This window comes from Azospirillum agricola (assembly GCF_017876095.1).
Lineage (GTDB): Bacteria > Pseudomonadota > Alphaproteobacteria > Azospirillales > Azospirillaceae > Azospirillum > Azospirillum agricola.
Genome location: NZ_JAGINM010000008.1, coordinates 251,929 through 277,534, shown reverse-complemented (window position 1 = coordinate 277,534; position 25,606 = coordinate 251,929). Strand labels below are relative to the sequence as shown.

General features: G+C 72.2%; 20 protein-coding genes. 10 read left to right on the top strand and 10 right to left on the bottom strand.

The annotated features are described in order from the left end of the window. The 6 genes from J2847_RS14570 to J2847_RS14545 form a co-directional block, all read right to left on the bottom strand. On the bottom strand, positions 1–1,611 hold the full coding sequence (locus tag J2847_RS14570; RefSeq protein ID WP_233474523.1) for a tetratricopeptide repeat protein: 1,611 nt from the start codon (positions 1,609–1,611) through the stop codon (positions 1–3). Next, positions 1,592–4,663 carry a tetratricopeptide repeat protein gene (locus J2847_RS14565; protein ID WP_209779643.1) on the bottom strand — a complete coding sequence of 1,024 codons (3,072 nt, stop codon included), beginning with the start codon at positions 4,661–4,663 and terminating at the stop codon, positions 1,592–1,594. The genes J2847_RS14570 and J2847_RS14565 overlap by 20 nt, the downstream gene beginning before the upstream one ends. 9 nt (positions 4,664–4,672) lie before the next feature. Next, on the bottom strand, positions 4,673–6,952 hold the full coding sequence (locus J2847_RS14560) for a polysaccharide deacetylase family protein (protein ID WP_209779642.1): 2,280 nt from the start codon (positions 6,950–6,952) through the stop codon (positions 4,673–4,675). Then, positions 6,949–7,815 (bottom strand): endo alpha-1,4 polygalactosaminidase, encoded by an 867-nt coding sequence (locus tag J2847_RS14555; RefSeq protein WP_325169413.1) that lies wholly within the window; start codon positions 7,813–7,815, stop codon positions 6,949–6,951. The genes J2847_RS14560 and J2847_RS14555 overlap by 4 nt, the downstream gene beginning before the upstream one ends. A 4-nt stretch (positions 7,816–7,819) precedes the next feature. Next, positions 7,820–8,746: an NAD-dependent epimerase/dehydratase family protein gene (locus tag J2847_RS14550; RefSeq protein ID WP_209779640.1), complete on the bottom strand. Its 927-nt coding sequence runs from the start codon at positions 8,744–8,746 to the stop codon at positions 7,820–7,822. Between the two features lie 104 nt (positions 8,747–8,850). Next, positions 8,851–9,252 carry a response regulator gene (locus tag J2847_RS14545; RefSeq protein WP_209779639.1) on the bottom strand — a complete coding sequence of 134 codons (402 nt, stop codon included), beginning with the start codon at positions 9,250–9,252 and terminating at the stop codon, positions 8,851–8,853. Between the two features lie 503 nt (positions 9,253–9,755). Here J2847_RS14545 and J2847_RS14540 point away from each other — a divergent pair. From J2847_RS14540 to J2847_RS14520, 5 genes are all read left to right on the top strand, one after another. After that, positions 9,756–11,144 (top strand): DUF6880 family protein, encoded by a 1,389-nt coding sequence (locus tag J2847_RS14540; protein ID WP_209779638.1) that lies wholly within the window; start codon positions 9,756–9,758, stop codon positions 11,142–11,144. Between the two features lie 587 nt (positions 11,145–11,731). Further along, on the top strand, positions 11,732–13,285 hold the full coding sequence (locus J2847_RS14535) for an MFS transporter (protein WP_209779637.1): 1,554 nt from the start codon (positions 11,732–11,734) through the stop codon (positions 13,283–13,285). Positions 13,286–13,392: 107 nt separating this feature from the next. Continuing rightward, a complete protein-coding gene (locus tag J2847_RS14530) occupies positions 13,393–14,544 on the top strand; it encodes an alpha/beta fold hydrolase (RefSeq protein WP_233474522.1) in 1,152 nt (383 codons plus the stop codon). Then, a complete protein-coding gene (locus tag J2847_RS14525; RefSeq protein ID WP_209779636.1) occupies positions 14,541–15,131 on the top strand; it encodes a histidine phosphatase family protein in 591 nt (196 codons plus the stop codon). The genes J2847_RS14530 and J2847_RS14525 overlap by 4 nt, the downstream gene beginning before the upstream one ends. A 70-nt stretch (positions 15,132–15,201) precedes the next feature. Beyond that, positions 15,202–16,878, top strand: a complete 1,677-nt coding sequence (locus J2847_RS14520; RefSeq protein ID WP_209779635.1) for a methyl-accepting chemotaxis protein — start codon at positions 15,202–15,204, stop codon at positions 16,876–16,878. Between the two features lie 115 nt (positions 16,879–16,993). On the opposite strand, the gene J2847_RS35035 is transcribed toward J2847_RS14520, so the two are convergent. Next, positions 16,994–17,260 (bottom strand): con-10 family general stress protein, encoded by a 267-nt coding sequence (locus J2847_RS35035; RefSeq protein ID WP_209779634.1) that lies wholly within the window; start codon positions 17,258–17,260, stop codon positions 16,994–16,996. Positions 17,261–17,607: 347 nt separating this feature from the next. Here J2847_RS35035 and J2847_RS14510 point away from each other — a divergent pair, with 347 nt between their 5' ends. From J2847_RS14510 to J2847_RS14495, 4 genes are all read left to right on the top strand, one after another. Next, a complete protein-coding gene (locus J2847_RS14510; protein ID WP_325169412.1) occupies positions 17,608–19,140 on the top strand; it encodes a sigma-54 interaction domain-containing protein in 1,533 nt (510 codons plus the stop codon). Between the two features lie 237 nt (positions 19,141–19,377). Continuing rightward, positions 19,378–20,868, top strand: a complete 1,491-nt coding sequence (gene ccoG / locus J2847_RS14505) for a cytochrome c oxidase accessory protein CcoG (RefSeq protein WP_209779633.1) — start codon at positions 19,378–19,380, stop codon at positions 20,866–20,868. 88 nt (positions 20,869–20,956) lie between these two features. Beyond that, positions 20,957–21,430, top strand: coding sequence for a DUF983 domain-containing protein (locus J2847_RS14500; protein WP_267912529.1), 474 nt, complete (start codon positions 20,957–20,959; stop codon positions 21,428–21,430). Positions 21,431–21,468: 38 nt separating this feature from the next. Then, positions 21,469–22,959 carry an aminotransferase-like domain-containing protein gene (locus J2847_RS14495; RefSeq protein ID WP_209779632.1) on the top strand — a complete coding sequence of 497 codons (1,491 nt, stop codon included), beginning with the start codon at positions 21,469–21,471 and terminating at the stop codon, positions 22,957–22,959. 63 nt (positions 22,960–23,022) lie between these two features. On the opposite strand, the gene J2847_RS14490 is transcribed toward J2847_RS14495, so the two are convergent. Continuing rightward, complete coding sequence (locus J2847_RS14490; protein WP_085552831.1) at positions 23,023–23,652, bottom strand: SH3 domain-containing protein; 630 nt, start codon at positions 23,650–23,652, stop codon at positions 23,023–23,025. A 279-nt stretch (positions 23,653–23,931) separates the two neighbouring features. On the opposite strand from J2847_RS14490, the gene J2847_RS14485 reads away from it, so the two are divergent. Then, on the top strand, positions 23,932–24,600 hold the full coding sequence (locus J2847_RS14485) for a glutathione S-transferase (RefSeq protein WP_209779631.1): 669 nt from the start codon (positions 23,932–23,934) through the stop codon (positions 24,598–24,600). Between the two features lie 26 nt (positions 24,601–24,626). Here J2847_RS14485 and J2847_RS14480 read toward each other — a convergent pair whose 3' ends face one another. Continuing rightward, positions 24,627–24,917 (bottom strand): DUF1488 family protein, encoded by a 291-nt coding sequence (locus tag J2847_RS14480; RefSeq protein ID WP_209779630.1) that lies wholly within the window; start codon positions 24,915–24,917, stop codon positions 24,627–24,629. A gap of 34 nt (positions 24,918–24,951) precedes the next feature. Next, positions 24,952–25,575 carry a LysE/ArgO family amino acid transporter gene (locus J2847_RS14475; RefSeq protein ID WP_085552834.1) on the bottom strand — a complete coding sequence of 208 codons (624 nt, stop codon included), beginning with the start codon at positions 25,573–25,575 and terminating at the stop codon, positions 24,952–24,954. Positions 25,576–25,606 lie beyond the last annotated feature (31 nt).

The window sequence follows — 25,606 nt, the reverse complement described above, 5'->3', positions numbered from 1 at the left end:
TCAGCAGCGCAAGATCACATAGCCGCCCACCATGTCGACCGCGCTGGCGCTGCCGCGCGCGGTGGAACGGGCGTGGCTGGCCCGGATGCCGACCTCCAGCGTGTCGGTCGGCTCCCAGCTCACCGAAAAACTCCCCTGCGGCCCGCTCTTGCCGCGCCGGTCGTAGGAGTAGCCGACCTGCACGCCGTAACGCACATAGTCGGTCAACCAATCCTCGGCCGCGACCTGGATGCCGTGAACCTCGCGCGTCGCCGCCGGCAAGGGAACATAGGGCTGGCCCTGAGCCGTCTCGCGCCGCACCCGCCGCCCGACATATTCGGCGTCCAGCGTGTAGGCGACGCTGGCGAGCGGCCCCTCCTGGTTCAGCACGTAGCGCAGCGCGCCCTCGACCGTGGCGCTGCGCGCCAGATCCGCCGCCCCCGACAGGCCGTAGCGGTTGTAGCCGGCGCCCAGCGTCAGGCTCCAGCGCTCGGACAGCCGCTCGTCGTGCTGGAGGAAAACGCGGTCGCGCCGGCCGCCGCCGACGATGCCCTCCAGGAAGGCGAAGTTCGGCTCGCTCCAGGCGATCCCGGCACGGGTTTCCGATGCCTCGTCGCGCCACGCGTGGGTGTAGCCGACTCCCAGCGTGCGCTGCGCCGCCGACAGCGTCAGGGTCGAACGCTCCAGCTCCGGCCAGTCGCGCACCAGCCCGAGGTCGAGCTTCTGGCGGCTTCCATGGAAGGAGCGCTGGTCGCCGTCGGCCCGCTGGGCCAGCTTGGCGTCGACGAAGCGGCTCTCCAGCCCGTAGACGAAGGACGTGGAACGGCCGATGTCCTTGACGCCGGCCAGCTTCAGGATGTGCTGGGTCTCGCCGCCGCGCACCTTCTGGCGATCGACGTCGAAGCGCATGCGGTCGCCGTTCTCGCGCAGCAGCCGCGCCTTGGACCGGACCAGGGACGGCTCGTTCGGGGTCAGCTTCAGCGCCACGTCGTAGGCCCGCAGCGCCTCGCGCCAGCGGCCGAGCCGCTCCTCCGCCTGGGCCAGCAGGGCGGTGGACTGGGCGTCGCGCGGCTCGACCCGGATCCGGTCGAGCAGCAGCGAGCGCGCTTGGCGGAGCTGCCCGCCCTCCAGGAAGGCCAACGCCTGGAAATAGTCGATGCGCCGCTGCGCCGCCTGGTCGGCCGCGCGGTCGGCGGCCTGGGCCTCCGTCGCGCGCAGGGCCTCCGGCTCCCGCGTGAAGGCCACGGCGACGCCGGAGCCGTCCGGGACCGCTTCCGCCGCGACGCCCGGCGCCAGCACCAGCAGCACGCTGTCATACCCGTACTGAACGCCCTCGACCCAGCCTTGCAGCCGCTCACCCGCCGATTCCAGCGCCACGCCGCCGAGAGGCCGGCTGAAGCGCAGGGTGAGGTCGCGGCCCTGGCGGTCGATCTCGGTGGCGACCCGCCCCGGCCAGCGCAGGGCGAAGCGCGCACCGGCCTCGTCACGGACGGCCTCCAGCCGGGCGGCGGGCGGCGGGGTCTGCGCCCGCATCGTCACCGACAGGGACGGGACCGCCGCCACCCACAGCAGCGCCAGGAGCGCCAACGCCCAGCGCAGCAGAGGGAACGCCCTATTGTAGGCTGAGCACACGGCGCGCCTCCTGCAAACGTCCGTTCTCGATCAGCATCGACGCGTAATCGGCCTTGAGCTGCCGGTCGTTCGGCCGTCGCTTGCGCAGGCCCTCGAACAGCGCCACCGCGTCGTCCAGCTTGCCCAGCCGGTTCAGCAGATTGGCTTCCGTCTGGGCGGTGGCGTCGTTGCGGGTCCGGCCGGCACGCAACCGCGCCAGCGCGGTCTGGTAGAAGGGAATGGCGGCGCCCGGCTTCCTCAGCGCGGTCAGCGCCTCGCCCAGGAAATAATAGGCCTCGTAATCGTCGGGGCCCCGCGCGACGAAACGGCGCAGCAGCCGTTCGGCGTCGATCAGCCGGTTCTCGTCATAGGCCAGCATCCCGAGCTGGCGCAGCGCCTCGCCGTCGTCCGGCCGCTGCGCCAGCAGGGCGTCCCAGGCGGCGGCGGCGGTCGGCCGTTCGCGCGCCTGCTCGGCCAGCCGGGCGTAGCGGCGCAGCCGGTCCGGCGCGCGCTCCGTCGCCAGCGCCGAGCGCACCGCCCCGGCCAGCTCCCTGCCCTTGCCCTGGGCGGCCAGCGCCTCGATGTAGGGGGCCTTCAGCGCCGCGCTGTCCGGCGCGCCGCCGCCGCCCAACCGCTGGCCCAGCGTTTCGGCGATGCGGCCGGCGCCGCCCAGCTCGGCGAGCCGGTCGTACCACGCCGCCTGTTCGTCCGGCGAGCCGGCGGCCTTGGCGCGCGCCTCGATCCAGTCGAGCGCCGCCGGCGGCGGGCGCGGCCCCCAGAGATAGGCGAGCTGCCTGAAATCCTCGCTCCGCGGTCCTTGCCCGGCGGCGAGCCGGCGCAACGCCTGCTCCGCCCCCGCCTTCTCCCCCAGATCCAGCAGGGCGAAGGCGACCTCGCGGCGTTGCGTGGCCGGCAGCCGCTCGTCGTCGGCGCGGGTCAACAGGTAGCGCCGCAGCTCGTCCTTGCGCCCGAGCCTGGCCAGGGTTTCGCGGTAGAGCGCGTCCCACGGCCCGCCGGCGCCCGACGCCGCAAGCTGCTTCAGCACCGGCAGGGCGCGGGCCGGGCCGGCGGCCTCCACCAGCAGCGTGGCGCGCTGCTCGCGCGCCGCCGCGCTCAACGCCGGGTCGGCGAGCTGGCGCTCCAGCAGATCGGCGACCTCGCCCAGCGCCCCGGCGCGGCGGGCGGCGTCGGCGTAGGCGAACAGCCACTCGCCGCCCAGCCGCTCGGCCCGTCCGCGCAGGGCCGGCAGGGCGGCGCGGTAGGCCTTGCGGTCGAGCAGCGCGTAGACGAGCGCCTGCTCCTCGGCGTCCGACAGATCGCCCCCGCCAAGCTTGCCGGCAAGGAAGCGCGCCGCCTCCCCGGTCCGGCCGGTGGCGTCGAGGGCGGCCAGATAGGCGGTCTCGACCTCCACTCCGCCGCCGGGCAGCAGTTGGGTCAGGTGCGGCAGCGCCTCGGCGGCGCGGCCGGCCGACAGCAGGGCGCCGGCCAGCGCCAGACGGCTGCGCGGCGTCGGCGCCAGGGCGAAGACGCGCTCCGCCGCCTTCAGCGCCAGCGGGGCGGCGCCACGCTCCGCCGCGATGGTCGCGACGTCCTGCAACAGCGCCTCCCCCAGCGCCGGGCGGGAATCGAGCCACGCGGCGACCGCCGCCGGATCGCCCGCCCGCGCTGCCAGCCGCACCCAACCGAGATCCGCCGCTCCCGAGGGGGACACCGTCCGCCGTGCCTCGAACCAGGCCAGACCCGCCGGCGCCCGGCCGAGGTCGAGGAACAGGCTGCCCAGCTCCTCCAGCGACTCGTCGGGCAGGTCGCCATCGAGCGGCAGCCGGTCGAAGCCGGCCAGCGCCTCGGCCCGCCGGCCGGCGCGGTCGAGGGTGCGGACGGCGGCCAGCCGCTCGGGCAGGGGTTGCCTCGGATCGGCGAGGCCCCGCGTCGCCCAGCGGATGGCGGCGGCGCGGTCGCCGCGCCCGATGGCGATGTTGGCGGCCAGCACCGGGCGCTCGGCGAGGAAGCCGTCGCCCAGCTCGGCGGCGAGACGGTCGAGGAAGGCGCGGTCGCGCTCGCGGAAGGCGGTTTCCGCCAAGCCGGCGAGCACCCAGTCGGGCACCAGCCGCAGGTCGCGCCCGCGCGCCGCCGCCAGCGCCGGACGGTCCAGCCCGGCGTTCATCTGCAAGGCCAGCAGCCGCCCATGGGAGGCGTCGTCGACCGGCCCCGGCAGGGCCTTCAGCCGCGCCCGCGCCTCGTCGCGCCGTCCGGCGGCGAGCTGAAGGTCGATGAATGTCAGCTCCAGCGCCAGCGCGTGGTCCGGCTTGGCGACCTGCGGCTCCAGCAACCGCAGCCCGAGGTCGGGCCGGGCAGCGGCGGCGAGCTGGCTGGCGAGCCCCACCATGTCGGCGACCGTCGGGTTCTCGCCGAGCCAGCGTTGCGCGCGGCGGAAGGCGTCGTCGTCACGGTCGAGGTCGATCAGCAGGCTCATCAGCAGTTCGCGGCTGTCGGCCTCGATCCGGCCGTCGGCGCGGTCGTCGGCCCGAAGCAGCCGCTCCACCGCCCCGGACTGGTCGCCGAGCGACGCCAGCAGCGCCGCCAGTTCCTGCGGGGCCTCCACATCGTCCGGGCGCAGGTCGCAGTAACGCGCCAGCGCCTCCGCCTGCACGTCGAGACGCCCCTGGAAGCCGGCGAGATAGGCCAGTTCGCGCCACGCCTCGCCGGTGCCGCGCAGGCGGGCCAGCTCGCGCGCGGTCTCCAGATGGTCGCCCTGGCGCTGGGCGTCCTGGTAGAGCGTGTCCAGAAGCTCGCGCCCCTCGATGGCGTTCGGTTCCCGGGCGACGAAACCCTCCATCAAGGCGATGGCGCGGCCGACATCGCCCTCGGCGAGGTGCAGCCTGGTCAGCGGCATCACCGTGGCGGCGCCGCGGTCGCCGGCGGCGAAGCGCTCCTCGTAGACGGCGCGGGCGTTCTCGTAATCGCGGTCGCGGAACTTCTGCAAGGCCAGCTCGCCGCTGCCCGGGATCAGCGGCAGGCTGGCCCCGACGCCGAGCAGCAGGACCAGGAGGGCGATGAGGATGTTCGCGCGCATCGCCGCCCCCTACCGCGCCACGGAGGCGGAGAGCGGAACGACGCGCAGCGTCAGCGGCCGCACCGCCGCCTCCGTCACGGTGACGGACAGGCGGTTGTCCGCGCCGGCCACCGCCTCGCCGCTCCACAGCACGGCGCCGCCGCGTTCGGCGCTCACCGCGTAACGGCCGGCGACCGGCACCCGCCAGACCATGGCGCCGTCGCCGTAGCCCTCGGCCTCGACGCGGAAGCCGCCGCCCTCGGCCTTGAAGCCCGAGAAGGCCCAGCGGCCCTCGACCAGATAGGGCTGGGAAGCCGACGGGTCGCCGTCGCCGCGCCCGGCCTCGGCCAACGCCACCACCGGCTCGGCCACGGCGGGGTCGAGCGCCACATACAGGCTTCCCTGGGCGTGACGCTGGCCGATGATTCCGGCGGAGCGGGCGAAGTCCACGGCGGTGAAGCTGGCGCGGTCGAAGCGCAGCGTGTTCAGCGCGCCTCGGTCGAGCACCCGCCAGCGCCGCTCCCCATCCGCGACGAAGCGGACGCCGTAGAAACCCTCGGCGATCCGCGCGTAGGTCGAGGTCGCGACGGGGGCCAGTTCCGCCGCGCGGGCGGCCTCCAGGTTGCGGCGCAGCGCGTTGACGCTCGCCGTCTTCTGGCCGGAATACATGTGGTAGTAGATGTTGACGGGCTTCAGCCGGACCGGGCTGCCCGTGCCGCGCACCGTGTTGACCAGATTCTGGAAGCCGTAGAACCGGTTGGTCCACAAATCGGTGTAGGTGTTCTCGTTGCTGCCGGCGGCGTAGATCTGCCGCTCCGCTCCCACCGGCAGGCCGATGGCCGGCACCGTGGTGATCGACGGGTAGTCGGGGTCGAAGCGGGCATCGCCGCCGTTGATGTTGTGCCCGCCAGCCTTGCGCACCGCCGCCAGCGCCGCCTCGAAGGGCGAGGTGTCGCCCGACCATTGCACCAGCGTCGCCGCCTTGCCGGCCGGCGCCAGCTTCGTGAAATAGTCGAGCGCCCCGCCGATCTCCTGGTCGAGGTCGAACGGCTTCTGCAAGTAGGCGCGCGGCAGCGCGTAGCGGCCGAGGTCGGCGCCGCCGGCGTCATGCGCGCCGCCCTCGCCGCCGCTTTCGGCGGCGTGCCGGTCGGGCGCGGGGCGGCCGAGCATGCGGTCGAGCAGCCCGGCCTTGCCGGGCTGGCGGGTCTCGAAGACGGCCTCCTTCTGCGGCGTGTAATCCTTGAAGAAGGCCCATTGGAACGGGTGGGTCCAGGTGTGGCTGGACGGCTCGACCTGCGGCAGGGCGAACAGCGCCTTGGCGGCGGCGAGCGACTCCGGCGTGCCGGCCCAGGCGGAATCGAGGTCGCCGACGATCGGCGCCACCGACACCGGCAGGTCGGGGAAGGGCTCGATCGCCGCCTTGCGCACCACGTCGGCCGACAGCAGCCTGTCCTTGGCGTAAGGGCTGGCCTCGGTGACGTTGCGCCAGCCGTCGCCGTCGATGTGGCTGAAATACATCCGCCGGCCCGACAGGGTGGTGACGTCGGGCTTGGGCAGGTCGTCGGTGGCGAAGGCGTCGCGGAAGAAGGCGAAGGGGTCGAGGATCCACTGCCGCCGGTTCATCTCCGGGTCGTAATGGCGGGCGTAGCCGTCCGACACCAGACCGCCGGCCGGGCCGGTGACGACCAGATGGCTGTCGGTCGCCTCGTCGCCGCCCCGCCGCATGACGAGGTGCGAGACGACGCGCCCGTCGGTCTTGCGGAACAGCGGATAGCCGGGCAGCACGCCGGCCAGGGCGCGCTCGTACCCGATCATCGCGTCGGCCACCGCCGGGCGCGACTTGTAGGTGAGGTCGGAATAGCCGTCGTCGTCGCGCAGGCCGAACCGGGCGAAGAAGCGGTTGACCAGCGCCAGCGGCACCGCCTTCCCGCCGGCCGAGGCGCGGATCCCCGGCTGGCCCAGAACGGCGAAGCGGACGCCGCGCTCCATCGCCGCCGCCGCCCAGTCGATGAAGGCGGGGGCGTCGGCGAAGGGCTCCCCGGCGAACCAGGTCACCACCCCGCGCAGATCCGGGTAGCGCGACAGGTCGGGCAGCCCGTCGGCTACGTTCCAGTAGACCACCGACAGCCCGAGATGGTTGAGTGGCATCTCGGCCATGGAGTGCACGCGCGTCAGGCGGATGGTCCGCTCCTCGCGCAGGTCGACCAGGGCCAGCACGGTGCGCGGCACCGCCGGCCCGGCCGCCCGCGCGGCTCCCCCGGCGGCGGCCAGCAGGAACGCCACGCACACGGCACGCAGCAGCGGCGTCACGGCGGCGGCTCCGCCACCAGCCGGTCGAGCTCGACCACCGACACATAGGGCGAAAAGCCGTTGGCCCGCTGGCGGGCGTAGATGGCGCGGATGCCCGCCGTGTCGGCCGGGTCCCAGTAATCCAGCGAGAACAGGCCGAGCGCCGGGTTGAGCGCCTTGGCCTCCTTCAGCGCCTCAACCTGGAACCGGTAATCCTCGTCGCTTTGCCGATGCGGGCGCTTGGCCGCGAAATCCCAGCCGGCATAGACGCTCTCCCCCAGCGCGAAGTCGATGGAGCGGGCGGTCCGCGGCAGGATCTCGTAGGCGCGGTTCTGCATGATGCGGATCCGTGGCCAGTTCCTGCGGATGGCGCCGACCAGATCCGCCGCCGCCCCGGTCATGCCGGCCCAGCGCCTGGGATCGGTGCGCTCCAGATGCGGCGGGTTGTCCAGCGTGTCGAGGAACACGCCGTCGAAGCCAGAGCGCAGCAGCGCCGGCACCAGCTCCTCCACCACCAGCTTGACCCAGCGGCGGTCGCGCGCGTCGACGTAGAAGCTGCCCGGCCAGTTCGGGTTCTCCTGGTCGAGGATGCCCCAGCCCTTGACCTGGCCGAACCAGGGGCGGTGGGTCTCGACCTCGCCGACGCTGATGTAGCCGAGCAGGGTCTTGCCACGGTCCTTCAGCGGCCGCAGCGGCGGGTGGGTGCGGCTGTCGAGCACCAGCAGCCCGTAGGACTCGAAGGCCTGCGGCGGCTCCTTGTCGGCGTAGTAGACGGCCCAGGGAGGGGCGGTTCCGTCGGCCGCCGCCGCATGGGCACGGCCGGGCAGCGCCAGCGCCGCCGCACCGGCCAGCAGGCCGCCCGTCACGCCGCGCCGCCCGATCACGGCGTCAGCCGAGCCAGGCCAGCGTGTCCCGCAGACCATCCTCCAGCGAGGTGTCGCAGGTCATGCCGAAGGTACCGACCAGCCGCGACGGGTCGCCGATGGAGACCCGGATGTCGCCGGCCCGCGCCGGCCCGTGGCTGCGGTCGAGCGGGCGTCCCGCCAGTTCGGCCAGCACCTCCGCCAGCCGGTTCACCGAGGTCGGTTTGCCGGTGCAGACGTTGAAGACCGGGGCGCCGGGGCGCGGGTTGTCCATCGCGGCGGTCAGGTAGCGCACGAGATCCTTCACATAGATGAAGTCGCGCACCTGCTCGCCGTCGCCGTTGACGGTGATCGGCTCGCCCCGGACGATGCGCCCGGCGAAGATCGAGATGACGCCGGAATAGGGCGATTTCGGATCCTGGCGCGGCCCATAGACGTTGAAGAAGCGGAAGCCCGTGGTCGGCACGCCGTGCACCCCGTCGGCGACCCGCGCGTGCAGCTCGCAGCCCAGCTTGTCGGCGCCGTAGGCCGATAGCGGGCGGGTCGCGGCGTCCTCGGTCAGCGGCATGTCCGGGTTGTCGCCGTAGACGGCGGCCGACGAGGCGTAGACCACCGGCACCGGCCCCCTCGGGTTGGCGCGCCGCGCCGCGTCGAACACCGCGATGGTGCCGGACAGGTTGGCGTGGTGGGTCTCCAGCCACGCCTCGCGCGAGCGGTCGACCGAGGCCACGGCGGCCAGATGGAAGCAGCCGTCCATCCCGGCCATCGCCGCCTCGACCGCCGCCGCGTCGGCGACGTCGCCGACGGTGACCGGAACGCCCGCCGGCAGGTTCCCGCGCTTGCCGGTGGACAGATCGTCCAGCACCCGGACCTCGTGCCCGGCGGCCAGAAGACGTTCGATCAGGTGAGAACCGATGAAGCCGCAGCCCCCGGTGACCAGATAACGCGCCATGCTCGCGGTGTCCCCCATGCTGTTCGAACTCGGAAGGGTTGTACGCTGCGCCCGCAAGTCCGGATCACCGACGCGTCGCCGGCGCGGCCGCCCACCCCGCCCGATCAGGAATCCTGGTCCGCCGACGTCTTGAGGAAACCGGCGACGACCGCCTGGAACTCCCTGGGCTTGATCGGCTTCGACACATGCCCGTCGAACCCGGCTTCGACCAGCCGGCGCTTGTCGGCGGGCGTCGCCAGATTGGTGACCGCCAGCACCGGCGTCGCCGCCAGAGCGCCGTCGGCGCGGATTTGCTGGATCAGCTCGACCCCCGACAGGTTGGGCATGACGATGTCCATCACGACCAGGTCGGGCCGCAGTTCCCGCATCATGTCGAGGACGGCGCGGGCGTCCGTTGCCTCGGCCACGGCATGGCCGCTCTCCTCCAGGCAGCGGACGAAGAGCTTGCGCATCAGCACATTGTCCTCGACCACCAGAATCGTTCGTGTCGCTTCGACCGGATCCATGTCCACGCCACCGGAAAAACGGCGCCGGCTTCGGGGCCGGCGGTTGAGTGGAAGAGCCACCCACTCGGAAAATTCTTTAGGGAAGATACCCGAACAGGTCAAGCCAAGCCCTGGTCATAGGGAAAAACCCTGACCTTTGGACAGGCTCATGCAATAGTAAGGGAAGTAAAAGACGGAAAATCTGTTAATGAGCTGTTGATGGAAATCCGGGTTCCGTTTGTTGTCACTGCCACGCCCGACGGAAGCGCGGGGCTGGAGCGGAGCCGGTGCCTGTCACGATTTTCCAGCCGGTCGCCGACAATGGCGGCCAGACGGGCGCGGACGCCATGCCCCACGGAGCGGCCGGCGCCGCGATGATGCCCGGAGAGCTTTGCAGAATAAGGGGTGCCCCTTATAGAATGCCGGCTGACTCGCGCCTAACGTGTGAAACCGGCCGACACAATCCTGCCCGACCGCGATCATCCCGGATGCGAGCATCCTTCGATTGTTACAGGAAGAGCGGCATGGACCTCCGGAGTGACATCGATCTTTCGCCGGACGCGATCGAGACCCTCGGCGCCCGGCGCCTCGCGGATCTGCTGCTGCGGCACGCCGGCCGCGACGCGGCGCTGCGCGAGGAGCTTCGGCTGGCCCTGCTGGCGGCGGAGCCGGCCGACCGGCTGGCCGGCGAACTGGCCGAGGCGATCGAGGCCATCGACGCCGCCCCCCGCCACTGTGACGGGATGGAAAGCGGCGGGCTGGCGGCGACGCTCGACCGCCTGCGCGCCTCCATCACCGCCGACCTGCTGCCGCGCGACCCGAAGACGGCGGCGGATCTGCTCGGCCGGCTGCTGCGGCTGGAAACGGGGGTGCTGGAGCGCTGCGACGATTCCGACGGGCTGATCGCCGACGTCTTCAGCAGCGCGCTCGCCGATTGCGGCCGCGCCTGGCTGGCCGTGCCGGGGCAGCCGCCCCAGGCGCTGGCCGAGCTGGTGTTCGGCCTGTTCGCCGAAAGCGACTACAGCGTGCGCGGCGACATCGTCCCCGCCTTCAAGGACGCCCTCGGTCCGGTCGGGCTGGACGCGCTGGAGGGGCTGATCCGCCACCGGCTCGGCGCGCTGTCGGACGGCCCGGCGGACTGGCGCGAGGCCGACCTCGTGCGCGCCCTGACCGAGATCGCCGACGCGCGCGGCGATCTGGAGAGCTACATCGCCCTGCATGAGCAGGCCGGCACCGAGGCCAGCGCCGTCAAGGACATCTGCGAGCGGCTGGTCGCCGCCGGCCGGCTGGAGGAGGCGCTCGACCGCGCGCAGCGGGCCGAGGTGCCGGGCTGGCGGCGCGGCGACATCGACCGGCTGCGCATCGACATCCTCGCCCGGCTGGACCGGACGACCGAGGCCCAGGCGCTGCGCCGCGACCTGTTCGCCCGCACCTTGTCGCCGACCGTCCTCGATTCCTATCTGGCGGCCCTGCCGGACGCGGAGCGGCCGGCGGCGCTGGCCGGCGCCATCGCGCTGGCCCAGGCCCACGGGGACATCCATGGCGCCCTGGAACTGCTGGTCCGCCTCGACCTCGACGCGGCGGCGACGCTGGTCAACCGGCGGGTGCAGGATCTCAACCCGCAGCTCTACCGCGTCCTGCGGCCGGCCGCGGCGACGCTCGCGGCGAAGCACCCGCTGGCGGCAAGCCTGCTGTTCCGCCACCTCGCCGAATCGGTGCTCGACCAGGGGCAGACCTCGGCCTACGGCTATGCGGTCGGCGATCTCGAGTCGGCCGAGCGATTGTCGGAAACGGTCGCCGATTGGCTCGGCCACCCCTCTCACGATCTCTACCGCCAGCAACTTTTTGTCCGGCATCGCCAGAAGCGGGCCTTCTGGGAGCGCATGCGTCAGGCCGGACTCGACTGGCGCTGATCACGGAAGCCGGGCACCCTTCGGCAATCTGGAATTGTTTTAAAAACGCGGCCCCACCCATTTTCGTATGGGTGGGGTTTTTCGCGTGTATTTTTGCAAACGCACAACACTTGTGCGCCGCAACGAAATTCCGCAGTCAGAAAAAATTTACTCGACGTTTCTTTATACGACACACCAACAATGCGACATACATGAGTATGTCTCTGGATAACTGCGATTCTTCTCCCGAAGCGATTACGGTTTACCAAATCTTTGGAGTTATGAATTAGGTTCTGACACTCTTTCTTCCTGAAGAGAGATCGGTCGGACCTGTTTTCATGACAAATTACTCATCGATACGCCTGCCGCTTACCCTCGTGATTCTGACATTTCTCGGAATCACTCTGATCACCTATCTCAATTACGCTAAATTTTACACAACTTTTGTTGAGCAGTCCGCCCCGAAAATCCCCCTTCCTTCCCTGTCTCCCACGCCGCCGGCCACCGATGCGGCACAGGCCGGCGTCCCGGTCGACCGGACATCCGCAACCGGCGCAAGCGGGGACGGCGCCGCACGGGACCGCGTTGCGCTGGCGGTGCGCGATCGCATGGCTCTGCTGCTCGGGTTGGTCGCCGGGGCGGTCGTCCTGCTGGCGGCGACGGCTCCCTCCCTGTTCCAGCGCGCCGGCCGATCGCCCTTGCGGTCGCTGGCGCTGGTCGCGGCGGCCGGAACCGCCGTCTCCGCCGGATCGCTTCCCCAACTTCAAGGCGTGCTCGACGCCCAGGCGCTGCGGGCTCTGCTCCAGGACGGCGCCGTGGTGCTGGTCGTGTCGCTGCTGGTCGTGTTCGAGCTTCTCCTGCTGGTCCACGCCCGTTGGCTCCGGCGGGATCCGGCCACGGCGGCGAACGGTGTCGCGGCGGGCGGCATCGCCGGCATCCGCATCGCGCTCTTCCTGTTCATGCTGGCGGAGGAGCTGTCGCGCTCCTTCCTGCCGCTCTACGCGCAAAAGCTCTACACGCCGATCCCCGGCCTGTCGGAAACCCTGATGATGGGGCTGCCGATCGGCCTGTTCATGCTGCTGGTCGCCGTCTTCACCCCCTTCGCCGGAGCCTGGGCCGACCGCTTCGGCAGCCGCCGCACCCTGCTGTTCGGCACGCTGCCGGCGGCGGCCGGCTTCGTGGGCACGGCGCTCGCGCAATCGGTGGCCGAACTGCTGCTGTGGCGCGGCGCCTGCGCGCTCGGCTACGCCGTCATGTTCATCGGCGCCCAGGGCTTCATCGCCCGCCACGCCCGGCGGGAGGAGCGGACGCGCGGCATGGCGCAGTTCGTCGCCGCGGTGGTCGTCGCCGGCCTGTGCGGCGCGCCGATCGGCGGCATCCTCGCCGACCATGTCGGCGAGCGCGCCACCTTCGCGGTGTCGGCGCTGCTGGCGCTCGCCGCCGCGCTGGCCGCCGCCCTCCTGCTGCCGGCGGAACGGGGGGAGCGCGTGGAACGGCGCAGGGTTCGCTGGCGCGACCACACGGCCCTGCTCGCCAACCCGCGCTTCGCGGCGCTGCTGCTGTTCTCCTCGCTGCCGACCAAGCTGATGCTGACCGGCTATCTTTTCTATCTGGTGCCCGTCACCCTGCACGGGCTGGGCGAGACGCCGGCCGGCATCGGCCGCATCCTGATGATCTACGGGCTGACCATCGTCGTCCTCGGCCCCTGGGTGTCGCGGGCCGCCGACCGCGGCGGGCGCAACGCCCTGTTCGCCGGCGTCGGCGGGCTGGTCGGCGGCGCCGGGATGCTGGTCGTGCTGCTGGCGCCGGGGGTGCCGGGGGTGCTGGCCGGCGTCGCGGCGCTCGGCGTCGCCCACGCGCTCAACAACGCCACCCAGCTCGCGCTGGTGCCCGACGTCTGCAAGGCCGAATGCGCCCGCATCGGCTCGACCAGCGTCTTCGCCGTCTACCGCCTGCTGGAACGCGGCGGTTCGGTGCTGGGGCCGCTGCTGGCCGCGGCGCTGGCCGACCGCTTCGGCCACCAGAGCGCGCTGGCGGCGCTCGGCATCCTCGGCGCGCTGTGCGGCGCGGCCTTCTGCGTCGTCTTCGTGCTCTCGCCTTCCCCCGCCGACACCGACACCCGCAACACGGTCGCCGACGCGGCCGGAGGGGGCGCACCGTGACCGCCGCTCCGCCCCTCGCCGCCCCGCCGCTCGCCACCCCTCCCGTCCAGACCGTCCCCGCACGCCCCCGCCCCGTTCCATCCCGCCGTCGATCCAAGAGAGAGGCGATGACGCCGATGCCAGACCAGATGCTCGCGGAGCCCGCAACGGCCAACCTGGCCACGCTTTTCGCGCCCTGCACCACGCCCCACGCCGACCCGATGGGCGCGCTGGTGGCGGCGCTGGACACGCTCGGCCTGACCTCGACCGAGCAGATGACCTGGAAGGACTACGACCGGATCATGCGGGCCATCGAGCCGTCGATCGGGTCGGGCCACACGCTGCGCCACTTCGACTACACGCACACGGCGACGCTCCAGGCCGGCACGGTGGAACGGCTGCGCAAGGATTACACCATCCGCCTCGCCTACACGGAATGGGGCAGCCCCCTGCGGCCGACTCTGCTGTGCCTGGGCGGCATCGCCAACGCGGCGCGGCGCTTCGACTATCTCGCCCGCGCGCTGTCGCGCGACCACCATGTGCTGTGCCTCGACTGGGCCGGGCGCGGGCGCAGCGGCTGGCTGGCCGAACAGTCCGACTACAGCTTCGACAGCAACGTCGCCCAGGTGCTGGCGCTGATCCGCCACAAGCGGCTGAGCCGGGTCACGCTGCTGGGGTCCTCGCTCGGCGGCTGCGTGGCGATGCGGGTGGCGGCCGAGGCGCCGGAGGTGGTCGACCGCCTGATCCTCAACGACATTGGCCCCTTCATCCCGATGGAGCGCCGCAGCCGCCGCGCCGAATCGGTGGCCCGCCACTATGTCTTCCGCAAGCCGGCCCAGCTCTTCCACCGCGCCGGCGCCGCCCAGAAGAACGACGGGCCGGTCGACGACACGGTGCTGCTCCACAACAGCTTCCACCAGACCCGCTGGTCGGAGGAAAATGGCGGGCGCGTCTACCGCCACGACATCCGCGCCCTTCAGAACTACCGCGAGGGCGCCGCCCAGGACCACGACCAGTGGGACGACTGGCAGCGCATCGACTGCCCGGTGCTGCTGGTGCACGGGATGCTGACCGACGCCCTGCTCGATTCGACCATCGAGCGGATGCTGGCCAAGCCGCGCGTCGGCGTCGTGCATGTGCCGCTGGTCGGCCACACCCCGACGCTCAGCGACCCGCTGCACATCGGCGCGCTGCGCAACTGGCTGAACGGTCCCGACGGCTGGCCGCGCGAGAGCACGGTCGGCTGGACGCCGGGCGCCGAGCGGATCCTGTTCCGATGAGCGGGGCGGCCTCCTTCCACTTCGCGCGGCACGGCCAGACGGCGGACAACCTCCGGGGCGTGCGCTGCGGCGGCGACCGCGACGTGCCGCTGACCGATGCCGGAGTCGCCCAGGCGCGCGCCGCCGCCGAACGCTTCCGGAAATCCGGCGCGCCCTGCGGGCTGGTGATCGCCGGCCCTCTGGAGCGCACCGCCGTGACCGGCGCGCTGTTCGCCGAGGCGCTGGGGGTGCCGCTGGCCGAGCGCGGCTGGCTGCGCGAGCGCGCGCTCGGCGACTGGAACGGCGTGGCCATCGACGTCACCCGCCCCTGGTTCGCCGCCGGCCGGACCCCGCCCGGCGGCGAGAGCGAGGAGGATTTCGCCGCCCGCGTGCTCGCCGGGGTGGCGGAGCTGGAGGACGTGCTGGACCGGCGGCCGCTGCTGGTCGGCAGCAAGGGGATCGGACGGATCCTGCTGCACCGGCTGGCCGGGCGCCCCGGCGTCGAGTTGGGAAATTGCGACGTCGTCGGGTTCGCGCGCGGCGCCGGCCCGGCTTCCCCCCCCGATGGCGACGGGGCGGAACGCCCCCTCTGGCGGTGCGACCGCTGACGCTTTCGTCTGAATGACCATGATGGAGCCCGCCGCTCGGCGCGCGGGACGATGAGGAGGAGACTGGTCCATGAAGCTCAAGATCGGAACGCGGCTGCTGCTGCTGGTGTTCGGGGTGGCGCTGCTGAGCGCCGTGTCCGGCGCGACCGTGCATCTGACGGGGATGCGCACCAACCTGATCGAGCAGCGCAAGGCCAAGGTCAAGGAGATGGTGGACGCCGCCAGCTCCGTGGTCGCTCTCTACGGCGAGCGGGAGAAGCAGGGCAAGCTGACGCGCGCCCAGGCCCAGGAGGCCGCCCGCGATGCCGTGCGCGCCATGCGCTACGGCGCCGGGGAATACTTCTTCGTCTACGACTACGAGGGCGTCAGCATGGTCCACGGCCTGCGCCCGCAGGTCGAGGGCAAGAACCTGCTGAACCTGAAGGACCCCGATGGCGTCTCCTTCAACGTCCTGATGACCGAGGCGGCCAAGGCCGGCGGCGGCTTCGTCGCCTTCCGCCACAAGCGCAGCGACGACGCCGAGCCGACGCCGAAGATCGCCTACGCCACCGGCTACCAGCCCTGGCAATGGATGATCGGCACCGGCGTCTACACCGACGACGTCGACGCCGAGTTCACCGCCCGCGCGACGCGCGAGCTGCTCGTCACCTTCCTGCTGCTCGGCGTCAGCATCGGCATCGGCGTCTGGGTGGCGCGCGGCACCTCGCGGCCGCTGCTGGCGATCCGCGACACCGTCAGCCGGATCGGCGGCGGCGACCTCGCCGTGACCGTGCCGCACACCGGCCGCCCCGACGAGATCGGCGACATCGCCCGCACCGTCGCCGGTCTGGCGACCACCCTGTCGGCCGCCCGCGACGACAGCCAGCGCATGGAGCAGGAGCGCGCCGCCCGCGACCAGCAGCGCGAGCGCCTGTCGGCCCGCGCCGCCCAGTTCGCCCGCGCCATGGACGAGGTGGTGGCGACGCTGAGCACCACCACCCTTGCCCTGCACGAGCGCACCGCCGCGCTGTCGAGCGACGCGGCCAGCACCACCGAGCAGGCGCACGCCGCCGCCGGGGCCGCCCAGGGCGCCTCCGACAGCGTCGAATCCGCCGCCCAGGCCAGCGAGGAGCTGCGCAGCTCGATCGCCGAGATCAGCCGTCAGGTGGAAAGCGCGGCACAGACCGCGTCGCGCGCGGTGACGGAGACCGCCAACACCACCGGCATCGTCTCCGGCCTCGTCTCGGCGGCCGAGCAGATCGGCGCGGTGGTCGAGCTGATCAACTCGATCGCCGGCCAGACCAACCTGCTGGCGCTGAACGCCACCATCGAGGCGGCGCGCGCCGGGGAGGCCGGCAAGGGCTTCGCCGTGGTGGCGAGCGAGGTCAAGAGCCTCGCCACCCAGACCGCCAAGGCGACCGAGGACATCCAGGCGCAGGTCGGCGCCATCCGCGTCGCCACCACCAACGCCATCGGCGCCATCGAGGGCATCGCGACGCTGATCACCAACCTCAGCGCGCTGAACGGCGACGTCGCCTCGGCGGTGCAGCAGCAGGAGGCGGCGACCCACCAGATCTTCGCCAACTCCCGCGCGGCGGCCGACAACTCCCGCCGCGTCACCAACAGCGTCGGCTCGCTGTCGACGACGATGACGGCGACCAGCGACCGCATGCGGCAGGTGTCCGCCGGTGTCGAGAACGTCTCCAGCCAGTCGGAGCGCCTGAAGGACGAGGTGCGCCGCTTCGTCGCCGAGGTCAACGCGGCCTGACGGCGCGCCTTGGGGAGCATGCGGACGGGGGCCTGCCCGAAAGGACAGGCCCCCGCGCCGTTTCCGGAGCGCGCTTCGTTGGCGAGGCGCGCTCCGGGCGTGGTCGGTGCCGCCGTCAGCGGCGCTCGCCGCCCTGGTTTCCGCCACCCTGGCCGCCCTGACCGCCCTGACCGCCGTGGCTGTGCTCGCCGCCCTTGCGCCCGGCCTCGGCGGCCAGATTGTGATCCTTGGAGAAGCTGCGGTCCTCGGGGGCCACATTCTGGCCGCCCTTCGACCCGGCCTGGGCCGCCCGTTCCGGATCGTTCTTGAAGTTCCCTCCGCTGTGCTGGCCGCCGGCGGCGCGCCCTTCGTTCTGCTTCCCGCCTTCGTTCTGCTTCGCCATGGTTCTTCCTCCGTGATCGTGAACCGTTACGGAGCGGACAACATGGCGGAGGACGGCCCGTTGCGGGGGCTACGCCACCCGGACAAGGGCGTGGCCGGAAGCTCCGCGATCCAGTGACCCGACGCACAGGAGCCGGTGGGGGCGGGATCCGTCCGACGGCCTACTCCGCCGGGCGCTCCCCCCTGCCCGCCCGGCCAGTGCCGTCGCCGCCTTTCCTATGCCCGGCGCAGGGAGGCGACGAACCCGGCGACCTGGGTCCGCATGGCGCCGACGCGGGCCTGGAGGCTGTGCGCCCCGGCGAAAACCCGGCATGATGCGCGCCGGTTCATCCAGGCCGGGGAGCGGGTGTGTTCGAGAGCGACGGGACGGGCGGATTGGGCGGCGGATCGGCTGATGGATCCGGGGGCGCCTTCCAGGTCGGCGCCGACATGCTGCGCGGCCGGGCCATGCCGTCGCTGTTCGAGGCGCTCGACAAGCAGTCGGAGGGCACCGTCGCCGTCGACCGCGACGCCCGCGTCATCTGGATCAACGCCAAATACGCCCGGATGCTGGGCATCCCCGACCCGGCCGAGGCGATCGGCCGCGAGGTCGAGGAGATCATCCCCAACTCGCAGATGCGGCAGGTCGTCACCAGCGGCCAGCCGATCCTGCTCGACCTGATGCTGTTCGGCACGCAGCGGCTCGTCGTCTCGCGCTTTCCGCTGACCGACGACAGCGGGACGATCATCGGGGCGGTCGGCTTCGTGCTGTACGACAGCCTGCACCGGCTGAAGCCGCTGCTGGCCGAGCTGTCGCGGCTGGAGGCCGAGCTGGCGGCGACCAAGCGGCGGCTCGACGAGCGGCGGCAGCCGCGCTACACGCTGCAAAGCTACGTCGGCGACAGCCCGGCCAGCCTGGAGGTCAAGCGCAAGGCCCGCCTCGCCGCCCGCACCGACGCGCCGATCCTGCTGCTGGGCGAGACCGGCACCGGCAAGGAGCTGATCGCCCAGGCGATCCACGGGCTGTCGGCGCGCACCGGCCGGCCCTTCGTCGGGGTCAACGTCGCGGCGATCCCCGACACGCTGCTGGAGGCGGAGTTCTTCGGCGCGGTTCCCGGCGCCTACACCGGGCTCGACCGGCGGGGCCGGGAGGGACGCTTCAAGACCGCCGACGGCGGCACCCTGTTCCTCGACGAGATCGGCGACATGCCGATGGGCCTCCAGGCCAAGCTGCTGCGCGCCCTCCAGGAGCAGGAGATCGAGCCGCTCGGCTCCGACCGCCCGGTCAAGGTCGACGTCCGGGTCATCGCCGCGACCAACGTCGATCTGGAGCGGCGCATCCAGGACGGCCGCTTCCGCTCCGACCTCTATTACCGGCTGAACGTGCTGCCGATCCGGCTGCCGTCGCTGTCGGAACTGGGCAGCGGGCTGGAGGCCATCGCCGAATCGATCCTCCAGGAGATCGCCGCCCGCACCGGGCTTCCCGGACGCGGCCTGACTCACGAGGCGGTCGAGGCGCTGAGCCGCCACCCCTGGCCGGGCAACGTCCGCGAGCTGCGCAACGTGCTGGAGCGGGCCTGCCTGCTGACCGACAATCTGCGGCTGACGGTCGAGGATCTGGCGGAGGCGCTCCCCGGCGTGCGCCACGCCACGGGCGCTCCGCCGGCGCGGCCCGTTTCGGAACAATCAATCCATACAATCGAGCCGTCCACCGCCTTGCCCGGCCAGCCGGCCGGCACGCCCCTGGACTACGCCGCCGCCTACGACGGCTTCGAGCGCGACCTGCTGGGCCGGGCGTTGGCTGCCAGCGGCGGCCGGGCGGAGGCGGCGGCGCGGCTGCTCGGCATCTCCCGCGCGGCCTTCTACAAGAAGATGGCGCGCCTGGGCCTGCGCGCACGCTGACCACCGGCAAGAGCCGTCGGGGTTGCTTGCCTTGCGATCAATCCATCTTTGTATGGAAATATCGATCGAATTGCGGCGCAATGACGCATTCAATCCTCTTGATGAATGCATTCAATCGGCGTAGAACAGGACCCGACGGTTGACGGCGGTCTCGCGGTGCGGGTGCCGCCGCGCACGGCCCCGGTTTCCGCCGGGGCGGCCCCTCACCGCACCGCCCTTTCCGGGATCGAAATCGCCATGCCGAACACCCTGACGCGCCTGGGCGGACCCGCGCGCGTGCTGCCCCTTCAGGACGGCACAGCCGACAGCAAGCCGGCCCCGTTCTTCGTCTCGCGCCGCCAGATCCACCCGAAATCGGTGAAGGGCCGCTACCGCAACATCAAGACCTGGCTGGGCATCGTCCTGCTCGCGCTGTTCGTGCTGCTGCCCTGGCTGCGCTGGGACCGCGGGCCGGGCATCGCCGACCAGGCCGTGCTGTTCGACCTCGGGGAGCAGCGCTTCTACCTGTTCGGGCTGGAGTTGTGGCCCCAGCACATCTACTACATGACCGGCGCGATGATCCTGGCGGCGGTCGGCCTGTTCCTGGCGACCTCGGTGGCCGGGCGCGTCTGGTGCGGCTTCACCTGCCCGCAGACGGTGTGGACCGACCTCTACGTCTGGGTCGAGAAGCTGACCGAGGGCGACCGCGGCGAGCGCATCCGGCTCGACCGCCAGCCCTGGACCGCCAACAAGATCGCCCGCAAGGCGGTGAAGCACGCCGCGTGGCTGTTCATCGCGTTGGTCACCGGCGCGTCCGGCATCTTCTATCTGGCCGACGCGCCGACCCTGGCGGGCGAGCTGCTGCGCTTCGAGGCGCCGGAGCTGGCGGTGTGGTCGATCCTGTTCATCGCCGGCAGCACCTATCTGATGGCCGGCTTCATGCGCGAGCAGATGTGCCTGCACGCCTGCCCCTGGCCGCGCATCCAGGTGTCGATGATCGACGAGGAGAGCCGCGTCGTCACCTACCAGGACTGGCGGGGCGAGGGCCGCGCGCCGCTGCGCAAGGGCCAGCCGGTCGCCGAGCGTCAGGCCCAGGGGCTGGGCGACTGCATCGACTGCGGGGCCTGCGTCCACGTCTGCCCGACCGGCATCGACATCCGCGACGGCTTGCAGATGGACTGCATCGGCTGCGGCCTGTGCGCCGACGCCTGCAACGACGTGATGACCCGCATCGGCCGGCCCGTCGACCTGATCCTGTTCGACACCGCCTCGGCGCAGGCCGCCAAGGCGGCCGGGGTCGAGCCGCCGAAGGCGGGCCTGATCCGTCCGCGCACCATCGTCTACACCCTGATCATGGTGGTGGTCGCCGGCCTGATGGCCATCGGCATGCTGCTGAAGCCGAGCGCCGACATCGCCATCCTGCGCGACCGCGCGCCGCTCTTCGTCCAGCTCAGCGACGGCCGGGTGCAGAACGCCTACACCGTCAAGATCTCCAACATGACCCGCTCGGAACGTCAGTACCGGCTGACCGTCAGCGGCCTGGACGGCGCCCGTCTGGCCACCGCCGGCGACCGGGCCGAGGCCGACACGCTGACCCTGACCGCCCCCGCCAACGCCGTGGCGACCTACCGGGTCTACGCCCGCAGCCGGCAGGACGCGCTGTCCGGCGCATCGACCCCGGTGACCTTCGACGTCCGCGCCGAGGGTGGCGGCCACGCCAAGCACGACAGCGTCTTCCTGGCTCCCTGAGCGGGGTGGGGGGCAAGCACGGCGGAGCCTGCATGCCCCCCTCGCCTTGCCCCCAGCCATCCTTTCCGGATCGAGGAGAGAATCGACCATGATCGACCGACCCGCTTCCGACCACCCGCCCATCAGCCCGCTGCCGGCCGCCCGGCCACTGCCCTCCCTGCCGCCGATGGAGACCGGCATCCGGGGGCGCTGCCCGCGCTGCGGCCAGGGGCATCTGTTCCAGGGCTACCTGACCCTGGCGCCGCGCTGCGCGGTGTGCGGACTGGACTTCTCCTTCGCCGATCCGGCGGACGGCCCGGCCTTCTTCGTGATGTCGATCGTCAGCTTCCCCGTGGTCGCCTTCGCCGGCTGGCTGGAAGTGTCCTTCGGACCGCCGCTCTGGGTGCATGTCCTGACCTCGCTGCCGCTGCTGCTGATCGGCTGCCTCGGGCTGCTGCGGCCCTTGAAAGGATGGATTGTCTGCGCGCAATACGTCCACAAGGCCGCCGAGGCCCGGCTGGCCGAACCGCAGGCCGCACCCCCTGCGGATGCTTGCATATCGGGATGCTCACCGGTCAAATGACCCGGTGGTGATGGTCAAATCGGCGCAACGGTGCTTCCATGCAATCGGATCTCAAGCAGGCGGATCTTAGGCAAGCGGATCTCAGGCAGGCCGACCAGGACGGCGGCCCGGAGGATTGGGCCCCCCGGCTCGACGGGCGGGACAAGCCGGCCTACCTCGCCATCGCCGACGCCATCGCCGACGATTTGCGCGACGGCCGCCTGACCCCCGGCCAGCGGCTGCCGCCGCAGCGGGCGCTGGCGGCGCGGATCGGGCTGGACTTCACCACCGTCAGCCGGGCCTATGGCGAGGCGAGGCGCCGTGGGCTGGTGGACGCCCGCGTCGGACAGGGCACCTTCGTGCGCCCGCCGGCGGCGGCCGACGCCGCCGCTTCCCCCGCCTCCCCGACCCGGCGGACGGCCACGGGGATCCGCTTCGTCGACATGACGATGAACCAGCCGCCGGTCCCCGACCGGCCGGACCTGCTCGACCGTCTGCGCCGCGACGCCGCCGAGGCGGTGGCGGAACTGGACGCGCACAGCCTGCTGCGCTACCCGGACAGCGTCGGCGCCGAAAGCGGGGCCGGCGACCGCGCCGCCGGCCGGCTGTGGCTGCGCGACCGCCTGCCCGGCGTCACCGGGGAGCGGCTGGCCGTCTGCCCCGGCACCCAGGGCGCCCTGCTGGCGCTGCTGACCCTGCTGGCCCGGCCGGGCGACACGGTGTGCGCCGAGGCGCTGACCTACCCCGGCTTCAGGGCGGTGGCCCGGCAGCTCGGCCTGTCGGTGGTCGGCGCGCCGATGGACCGCGACGGACTCGATCCCGACGCCCTGCGCGCCGTCTTCGAACAGCACAGGCCGAAGCTGCTCTACTGCATGCCGACCCTGCACAACCCGACCACGGCGACCATGCCGCTGGAACGGCGCGAGGCGGTGATCGCGGCGGCGCGGGAATTCGGCGTCTGCATCGTCGAGGACGATATCTACGGTCCGCTGGTGACCGACGCCCCGCCGCCGCTGGCCGCCCTGGCCCCCGATCTGGTGTTCCACATCGGCGGGCTGGCGAAATGCCTGTCGCCGGCCCTGCGGCTGGCCTATGTCGCGGCGCCCGACGCGCGGCAGGCGATGCGGGTGACCGGAGCCCTGCGGGCGACGACGCTGATGGCCTCGCCGGTCACCTGCGCCATCGCCAACCGCTGGATCACCGGCGGCACCGCCGCGGCGCTGCTCGACGCCGTGCGGGAGGAGGCGGTCGGGCGCCAGCGGCTGGCGGCCTCCCTGCTGCCGCCGGAAAGCGTCGCGGCGCACCCGGAGGGGTTCCACATCTGGCTGAAGCTGCCGCCCGGCTGGACGCGCGGCGAATTCGCCACCCATCTGCGCACGCGCGGCATCGCCGCCGTGGTCGGCGACACCTTCGCGCTGCGCGAGCCGGTGCCGGAGGCGCTGCGCCTGTGCCTGGGCGCCGCCGCCGACCGGGCGGAGGCGCGCTGGGTGCTGTCCGTGGTCGCCGACGCGCTGGAGCAGAGCCCGGCGCTGGCCGGGGTGATCATCTGACGGCCGGCGCCCGCTTCCGCAAAGCCCGGCCGCCTCCCTGCCTCTGTCCCGGCCCTCCATCCGTCAGCGCGACGAACCCATCATCGGCAGGACCAGCTCCGGCCCCTTGGCGCTGTCCTCGATGGTGATGGCGGAGGCGCCCTGCGGCCCCAGCGCCACCGTCACCGGGCGGCCGTTGTTGTAGTTCTTCCACATCTGGTACAGGGCGAGCGCCGCGTACATCTTGGCGTCGCGGCTGGTGTTGTAGCTCCAGTCCTGCGTCGGCACGACCCGCAGGGCACCGTTGCCGGTCTGCTCGACCTTGTCGGCGAAGCGGTAGCCGAGATGGTCGGAGATGCTGGCGACCAGCCCGTCGAAGCCCGGCGCGATCCGGCCGAACCCGGCCTGGGCCGGCCCGGCCGCCGCGGCACCGCCCAGCGTGCTGGCGGTGCGCCGCTTCACGAGGTCGGAGAACAGCCAGCCCTCCTCGCCGGTGCGCAGCACCCGCACGCCCAGCCAGTTGCCGTCCTGCTTGAGTTCGACCACCTCGTCGCCGCGCGTCACCGTGGAGCGGACCGAGGCGTCGTCCGACGGGGCCGCCCGCAGATTGACCTTTTCCCCCGTGACCGAATGAACGTCGCCGGGGGCGGCCAGCGCCGGCAGCGCCAGCATTCCGAACAGTCCGGCAAGCGCCGCGATTGCTTTTCCTGACATGACCACTCCTCCTCGCCAGGCGTGTCCAGCACACGCCGTTTTCCCAACAACGCGGAAACCCTGACCGGTGATCCATTCGGGTTCTGCTGAACGGCCTAATTTGACTATGCCCAACACGGTAGCGGGCGTGGCCCGCCCCGCCGCCGGGCCGGCGGCGCGGCATCGCCGCACGGCCGGGCCAAGGCCATCGCGACGTGATCCTTCCGGCATCTCCTGACGTATAGGTCATGCACCCCGCCGCGCAGGGTGGACGCCAACGACCGGAAAAAAACCGCCGCCATGATCACCGTCCATCATCTCGACAACTCCCGCTCGCAGCGCGTCCTCTGGCTTCTGGAGGAGTTGGAGCTTCCCTACGAGATCGTCCGCCACGCGCGCGACCCGGCGACACTGGCGGCCCCGGCCGCCCTGCGCGCCGTCCACCCGCTCGGCAAGTCCCCGGTGATCGTCGAGGACGGGCTGACCATTGCCGAATCCGGCGCCATCCTGGAATATCTGGTGAGCCGGCACGGCGACGGCCGGCTGCGCCCGCCGCCGGGCACGCCGGAAGGGCTGCGCTGCACCTATTGGCTCCATTACGCCGAGGGGTCGCTGATGCCGCTTCTGCTGCTGAAGCTGGTGATGGACCGGATGGGCCGCCCGCCGATGCCGGTCCTGCTGCGCCCCCTGGCCCGCAGGATCGCCGGCGGGGTGGTCGGCGCCATGGTGGCGCCGCGCCTCGGCCAGCATCTCGATTTCCTGGAGGACGGCCTGAAGGACTCGCCCTGGTTCGCCGGCGGGGCGTTCAGCGTCGCCGACATCCAGATGAGCTTTCCCATCGAGGCCGCCGCCGCGCGCGCCGGCCTGAACAGCTCGCGCCCCCGGCTGATGGCGTGGCTGGAGCGCATCCACGCCCGCCCGGCCTACCGCCGCGCGCTCGACCGCGGCGGCCCCTACGCCTACGCCTGACCGGCCGCCGCCTGACTGGCCGCCCCTTACCCGGCCGCGATGGCGCGGGCGACGTCGCGGCTGGTCAGATGCAGATTGGCGGCGGCGTCGAGCCCGCGCCGGGCGATCTTCGCCGCCGCCGCCCGCTCGAAGGCCGGGCGATGGGCGGCGAAGAAGGCGAGGCAGTCCTCCGGCCCGCCGGTCCGCCCAAGCAGGGCGCGGAAGGCCAGACGATGGATCGCGCAGACGCCCCGATGACCGGACGGGCGGAAGACCAGGGCGTCGATGGCCGGCTGCCATTGGGCGGCGTCCGCATCCCGGACGGCGGCACCGGTCATGCAGACCCGCCCATCCCCGCCGCCGCCGCTCATCTCACCCCGCAAGGCCCGACAGCAGCAGGCTCGCCGCCAGCGCCGTCATCACCACGCCGATCAGCGTGTCGAGCACCCGCCACGCCACCGGCCGGGCGAAGAGCGGCGCCAGCAGGCGGGCGCCATAGCCCAGCGCCGTGAACCACGCGAAGGACGCCGCCATGGCGCCGCCGGCGAACCAGACCCGCTCGCCGATGGGATAGCGGCCGGCGATGCCGCCCACCAGCACCACCGTGTCGAGATAGACATGCGGGTTCAGGAAGGTGAAGGCCGCGACGGTGGCCAGCGCCCGACCGAGCGGCAGGTTGGCGGCGCCCTCGGCGCTCAGGCTCTGCGCCTTGAAGGCGCTGCGGAAGGCGCGGAATCCGTAGACCCCGAGAAAGGCGGCCCCGCCGAAGGCGGCGGCGCGCAGGAGAAGCGGGCTGCTGGCCACCAGGCTGCCGAAGCCGGCGGAGCCGGCGGCGATGAGAAGCGCGTCGCTCAGGGCGCAGAACAGGACGAGCGGCAGCACATGGCGCCGGACGAGGCCCTGGCGCAGGACGAAGGCGTTCTGCGCGCCGATGGCGATGATCAACCCGGCGCCCAGGGTGAACCCCTGGAACGCGACCCAGAACAGCGGATGCATGGACGAACCTCGGCGATGACCGCCCGCAAAA